At 65.6% G+C, this 5785-nt stretch carries 5 protein-coding genes and 2 pseudogenes; 4 read left to right on the top strand and 3 right to left on the bottom strand.

The window, feature by feature from the left end; genetic code table 11:
- Positions 1-186 precede the first annotated feature (186 nt).
- Entirely contained in the window at positions 187-1179 is a 993-nt protein-coding gene (locus ABZ281_RS34460) for a hypothetical protein (RefSeq protein ID WP_356661950.1), read from the top strand.
- A 199-nt stretch (positions 1180-1378) separates the two neighbouring features.
- On the opposite strand, the gene ABZ281_RS34455 is transcribed toward ABZ281_RS34460, so the two are convergent.
- Positions 1379-1693, bottom strand: a complete 315-nt coding sequence (locus ABZ281_RS34455; RefSeq protein ID WP_356661948.1) for a hypothetical protein — start codon at positions 1691-1693, stop codon at positions 1379-1381.
- Positions 1694-1995: 302 nt separating this feature from the next.
- On the opposite strand from ABZ281_RS34455, the gene ABZ281_RS34450 reads away from it, so the two are divergent.
- Positions 1996-2343, top strand: coding sequence for a hypothetical protein (locus ABZ281_RS34450; protein WP_356661946.1), 348 nt, complete (start codon positions 1996-1998; stop codon positions 2341-2343).
- A gap of 89 nt (positions 2344-2432) precedes the next feature.
- Here ABZ281_RS34450 and ABZ281_RS34445 read toward each other — a convergent pair.
- Both ABZ281_RS34445 and ABZ281_RS34440 read right to left on the bottom strand, forming a co-directional pair.
- A pseudogene (locus ABZ281_RS34445) lies at positions 2433-3486 on the bottom strand (tyrosine-type recombinase/integrase).
- Positions 3487-3669: 183 nt separating this feature from the next.
- Positions 3670-3951 carry a helix-turn-helix transcriptional regulator gene (locus tag ABZ281_RS34440; protein WP_129799997.1) on the bottom strand — a complete coding sequence of 94 codons (282 nt, stop codon included), beginning with the start codon at positions 3949-3951 and terminating at the stop codon, positions 3670-3672.
- Between the two features lie 466 nt (positions 3952-4417).
- Between ABZ281_RS34440 and ABZ281_RS34435 the strand changes: the two genes are divergently transcribed.
- Positions 4418-4660, top strand: a complete 243-nt coding sequence (locus tag ABZ281_RS34435; protein ID WP_356661944.1) for a helix-turn-helix domain-containing protein — start codon at positions 4418-4420, stop codon at positions 4658-4660.
- A gap of 148 nt (positions 4661-4808) precedes the next feature.
- A pseudogene (locus ABZ281_RS34430) lies at positions 4809-5689 on the top strand (hypothetical protein); the annotation flags it as partial.
- Positions 5690-5785 lie beyond the last annotated feature (96 nt).

The following is a 5785-nucleotide window of genomic DNA, read 5'->3' as shown; positions in this document are numbered from 1 at the left end:
CAAAGCATGCCTCCGGCGGGGGCGCTCAGGCTCCAGGATGGCGGGGGCGCCGTTCGCGAGTGCCGGCCGATTGGTGGCGTGCGCGGGGAGCTCCCCTCCCGTCTGCCATCGACCCCGGCAGAGCCGAGCAGACGCGGCCCATGGCGTCCAGGTCGTTCGTACTGTGGCGCGCTCCACCTGGACGCCATGAGCCACGCCCGCTCCACGGTGTGTGGGTCGACGGCAGACGGGATGGGAGCTGGGGAAGGTGGTGGGCTGAGGAGCGACCGCGAGACCTACGACTCGGTTCCCAGGAACCCGCTGACCTCCGACAGGAAAATCGCGGATGAGCCTCACGAGACCTCGGTAAGGTACATGGCGCCTAGAGAGCAGAGGTGCTACGTGTCCATTACAGAGCCAACACTTGCTGTTCAAACGGTGGAGACAGCGCTCCGTGAACTCATACGCAGAGTCTTCGGTCCGGACTGGACCACCCAGCGCGGAGCCCCGGATCTCGAGCGATTGAGAGAAAAACAAGAGGAGGATCGAAAGCGTCGCGACGGAGCGATCGTGACCGATGATCTGCTGACATACACCGAGCTTTACTCGTTGACCCAGCTCATTGAGAAGAACTGGGACAGCTTCAAGCCTGCATTTGGCGACCTTGCTCGAACTAAAGTATTCCTTGGCATACTGGCGGATTTTCGCAATCCCGTCGCTCATAGCCGCGAGCTACTTCCCTTCGAGCGGGAGCTACTTAGCGGAGCATCAGGGCAATTGCGCAACCAAGTTTCACTTTTCCTTTCGCGAGACGACGGACCTCACAGGTACTACTCTTCGATCGAATCTGTCACCGACAGCTTCGGGCACTCTGCCGGTGATTCCTATGATGCAGACCTGCACGTCCGACCAACCAGGCTCAACGTTGGCGACAGGATCGCATTTCAATGCGTGGGAATAGATCCACGCGGGCGCGAACTCACTTGGCGACTCGAAGTAGGAACCAGTTTCGACAAAATAGAAATAGCCACTGCGACCGGAGTTCCTGCGGAACTCGTATGGGAAGTCGGAGTCACCCACGTCGGCGAGAAGCGCTGGGTGAGGATTTCCGTCGAACACGACGGGGGTTTCCAGCGGAGGGGAAGTTACGACGATGAACGCTTTTACACGTATCACGTAAATCCACCGCTCGACTCCTGAACGCGGCGGGGTGGATGAACTATCGGCAGACGGCATGGCACAGTCCTCGGGCCGTGCCACTCTCGTGCCAGAACGGGCGGGGACTCACGGAGAACTGGGGTCCCCCAGGGGAAGTTCCGCCAGGCCCCGAGCAGGCTAGGAATCCGCGGTCACGCACCTGATCACCCAACCTCGCTCCTAAAGTGGTTTTCCACCCCTCTCACTGGGTCCACACCCGCTGGAACTCTTCGGCCGAGATGGTTTCCAGCGGGTCCTCTTCAGGGTCGAGCGCTTGGTCTGTAAGAAAGCCGTGCTCGTCCTCCAGGTGCTCCCAGCTGTACCGGTGGAGTTGGCCGGCCGGAGTCAGCTCGGCCTGCTTGACGGCGATCAACTCACTCCGGTCGGGTACAGCCTCGAAGTACCACAAGCCGCCGTCCTCGTCGGAGTGGCGGGAGTGGTGCCGCGAGGTGGCCCCCTCGTCAAGAGATCGGAAGTACGCCACGCTCTCCGCTTTGATGCGCTCCAGGTCAACCACAGGGGCATCGTGCCAGCGAGCGCGTGCGGTTGCACCGTTCTGACATCCACAGGTGACATCAACGGCCCCGGACGCCAGCACTCCTAGGGGGTCCTACACGCCTGACGTGGCCGGGCGGCTCCCCGACAGTGCCGAGGAGCGATCGAACTCCTAAAGCGGGTGTCGCAGGTTCGAATCCTGCCGGGGGCACAAAGAAACACCTGGTCAGAGGCCCTTCCGTCCGTCGGACGGGAGGGCCTTCTTCCTCGCAGCACACATATGGCACACATGCGGCTGCGGGCAGAGGTGGGGAGCTGTGCGAGATGCCCGCGAAGGACGAACTAGCCCGGCGCCGGTACGAGAAGCTGGTCGACCGGCTTGAGTCGCTGATGCGGGCCGCACTGAAGCCGGAGTTCGAGGGCTACTACGGGCAGCTGATCCTCGGCGCAGACGATCTTGCCGAGATGGGCGAGCTCAAGGATGTCCGGCGTGCCGCCAGGGAGGCGGGACAGCGTCTCGCCTGGAAGACAACCACGCACCTCGTCGGCGGGAGGCTCTTCGTCCTCGACGAGCGCGAGGTGCCTGAGAGGATCGAGCGGTTGGCTGGGGATGCGGCCGCTGCTGCGATGGACCGGTTCTGGGAGGAAAGCCGTCGGCCGCGACTGACCTGATCCGAGGAAGACGCAAGGGGGCACCCCACCGCATCAGCGCGGTGGGGTGCCCCCTCGGTTACGGCGCCCCGGCACGGGTTAGGCACACATCACGCGGCGTCTTCCTCCAGGGCGGCCACGGTCTCGGCGGCCTCACGGGCCTTCCGCTCCGCTTTCTCCAGCTTGGCCTTCGCCTTGGCCAGTTGCTTGGAGCGGCGCTTGTGCATCTTCTTCGAGACCTCGTCCAGGCGGTCGGGAAAGAGGTGCCCGTAGGTGTCCAGGGTCAGCGTCGCGGACTTGTGGCCCAGCATCGTCTGTACGACGTTGACGTCCGCGCCGCTGGCGATGGCGAGCGAGGCCGCCGTATGGCGGCTTGTGCGGGGTGACCTTGAGATGCCCCAGCCCGGCCTTTACGACCGCCGGCGCGAAGAACCGCTGACGGAAGTTCCGGGCCCGCAGCGGCCCGCCCTGTGGGGCGGTGAAGAGCAAGTCGTTATCTCCTCTCCCCTTGACGTGGGGCTTCAGCTCGTCAGCCAGGAACCGCGGGATCGGTACGGACCGGCGCTCGTGGTTCTTGGGGGTGTCGAGGTAGAGCTTGCCGTTGTCCTCGGCGTACGCCTCCACGATGTGGGCCCGACAGGCGTCCAGGTCGACGCGGCCCACCTTGAGCGCGGATGCCTCGCCCCAGCGCAGTCCGGTGTAGGCCAGCAGCAGGATGAACACCCGGTAGGCGCCTGACGCGTTAGCCAGCGCGTCGACCTGCATGTCGTCGAGGTACACGTGATCAGCGGGCATCGCCTTCGGCAGAGGCACGCCGACAGCCGGGTTGGCCGCCAGACGACGGGCCTTGACCGCGTAGCCGAGAACGCGACTGAGGACGACGTACGCCTTGCGGACCGACCGGGGGCTGAGCTTCCTGCCGCCGGTCGCCTCGCCGGACAGCAGATCCGCGAGCCACTCGGCGACGTCCTCAAAGTGGATTCGGTCCAGCGGGGTGGTACCCCACTTGGGAATCACGTGGACGTCGAGAACACCGCGGTAGCGAGCCCGGGTTGAGCGCTTGAGGTGGAGCTGCGCCGCCAGCCAGGACTCCGCCACCTCTGCGAATTTCACCCGCGCGGCTGCGGGATCGCGATAGGAGCCGTCGTTGAGACGCGACTCCATCCTTGTCCGCTCCGCCTCGGCGTCGACCTTGCGGGCGAAGGTCTTCATCTTCGGCCTGCCGTCGGGGTCGTACCAGCGCACGCGGTAGCGCCCCGGTGGCGTACGCCCCGCCCGCTTGGCGTCCGCCACGGCCCGTACATACGCCGCGTGCCCTATGCGGTCCTCAATCCAGACCCGCGCCAACTAGCACCCCCTCCAGTCATCACCGGACACCGACGGGAGCGGCAGGAGCAGGGTCGTGGGAGAAACACCGAGCGCGGTGGCGAGGGCGACGAGGTCGTCTACGTCGCAGCGGCGGCGGGCGCGTTCGGTGCGGCTGAGAGCGGTGTTGGCCATCGGACGGCCCAGCGCGGTGCAGCGGGCGGCGAGCTGGTGTTGGGTCAGGCCGCGCACGAGACGTAGGTACTCGATGGCGCGGGCGGCGTGGAGGCCGGCAGGGCCTATTTCTACAGGTCGGTTGGACATGACAGATAGCTGTAACTTGCGTCCGGGGGTCATGGCAAGAGTTAGCTCTTAAACTCTCCAATAGTCGTTCGGGGGCGAAGTGGTGTTCCTCTCGTCGGATTCCGGCACATCGCGAGGCGTTTCGGCCGAGGTGTCGTGTTACCTTCCCTCTCCGTTTTCGAGATGGGCGATTTAAACACACATCAGCCATGATGCCCGGCGAGTCATTCACGTCGCCCCTGACCGCCAGGTGTTACCTCTGAGCTGCGGAGGTACCGGATTCCGGCACCTCGATCGGTTGCTTCGCCGCAAAAAAATTTCGGACCCGGCCGGAGCGATTTCGGCAACCGGGGATCCACCCTTACTGTTTCCCTCTCCCCGGCCACACCGAAAGAAGTAGTGAGGAGTTTCAGAACCAACTCTGGACTTTCTCCGGGCGGTGTGGCTGCGTTGTCCAGCCCGTTGTTCAAGACCGAAAAGGAGCCCTATGCCGAAGACCGCTCCCCGTAGCACCAACGCCCCTGCCACCGCTGCGGCTGCCCAGCGTGGCCCGCTTGCCACCCCTGCAGAGGTCGCCGCCTATCTCGGGGTGCCGGTGAAGACCCTCTACCAGTGGAAGTACCGGGGCATCGGCCCCAGCGTCCACAAGGTCGGCCGTCACCTGCGCTACCGCTGGCGGGAGGTGGACGCGTGGCTGGACGCCCAGACGTCGTACGACCTCACGGCCTGACCCCGCGTCTGGCGCGGACAACGAAGCAGCCCCCGGCGCGCCAACGCCGAGGGCCGAAGACTTCCCGACTGATCGCCCATCCCTGAACGAACGAGCTGGTGAGGGGCGGGACCTTGCCCGTCCTGCCCCTCCCCGGAGAGGAACGCCTATGGAGGACTCTACGTCCCCCAGCACCACCAACACCTCCCCCACCGCCTGGCCCACTCCCGCCGTCCCCGGCGAGGGCATCCCCTGGCGCCGCCAGGATCAGCAGGACACGCGGTCCCCCGCGTCAGGGACCGCCGAACACCCGGCGGAGGCGGAAGCACAAGGGGACCGTCCCCAGCCGCCTGCCAATGCCGTTGTTGGGGACCGTCCCCACGAAGTGCCCAGTACTCGTTCCCCGCACGTCCCGGTCCCCGTATCGGCATCCAGTGCAAACTCGCAGGTCAGCGGCGAGAAAACGGGGACCGGTCCCCAAGAGACTGCAGTTGCACCAGGGGACCGCAACGGGGACCGTGATCACGGTCCCCGCCAGTCGATGGGGACCGACAGCCCCGTGGCGGGAACCGCCCAGCGGGAGGGGGCTGGTCCCGTCGACGCCCGGGGACCGGATCACGGGACCGGCTCCCGGCCTCCTCGGGGAGCGGCAGACCCTGGGGAACGGGGTTCCGGTGAGGGTGCGGAACTGCTGGATGAGTTGCGGTCGGCGATCGGCAAGTACGTCGTACTGCCCAGTGACGAAGCGCTGACAGCGGTCACCCTGTGGGTGGCGGCCACGCACATCCAGACCGCGTTGCAGCACGCGCCGCGCCTGGCGGTCGTCGGCCCGACGAAGGGCTGCGGCAAGTCCCGGGTGCTGGACGTGCTCCACGAGACCGTCCACCAGCCGATCATGACGGTGAACATGTCCACGGCGGTGCTCTTCCGCGTCATCGGCAAGAACCCGCGCACGATCCTGGTGGACGAGGCCGACACCATCTTCAGCAAGGCCGGCGAGAACGAAGAACTGCGCGGCTGCTGAACGCCGGACACCAGCGCAACCGGCCCGTGAACCGCCCCGGCTCAAATAGAGACTCGGTTTCATGAAAGGATCGAGTCATGGCACGACCTTCCCGTTACCCGCTTGAGCTCCGCCGTCGTGCG

This window comes from Streptomyces sp. NPDC006265, assembly GCF_040613555.1.
GTDB lineage: Bacteria > Actinomycetota > Actinomycetes > Streptomycetales > Streptomycetaceae > Streptomyces.
The sequence above is the reverse complement of the archived record's forward strand: the minus strand, read 5'-3'. Positions and strand labels throughout refer to the sequence as shown.

Excerpts from the sequence above, each read along its gene's own strand:
- ABZ281_RS34460 (WP_356661950.1), top strand. The coding sequence starts at position 187 with ATGAGCCACGCCCGCTCCACGGTGTGTGGGTCGACGGCAGACGGGATG.
- ABZ281_RS34450 (WP_356661946.1), top strand. The coding sequence starts at position 1,996 with ATGCCCGCGAAGGACGAACTAGCCCGGCGCCGGTACGAGAAGCTGGTC.
- ABZ281_RS34440 (WP_129799997.1), bottom strand. The coding sequence starts at position 3,951 with ATGTCCAACCGACCTGTAGAAATAGGCCCTGCCGGCCTCCACGCCGCC.
- ABZ281_RS34435 (WP_356661944.1), top strand. The coding sequence starts at position 4,418 with ATGCCGAAGACCGCTCCCCGTAGCACCAACGCCCCTGCCACCGCTGCG.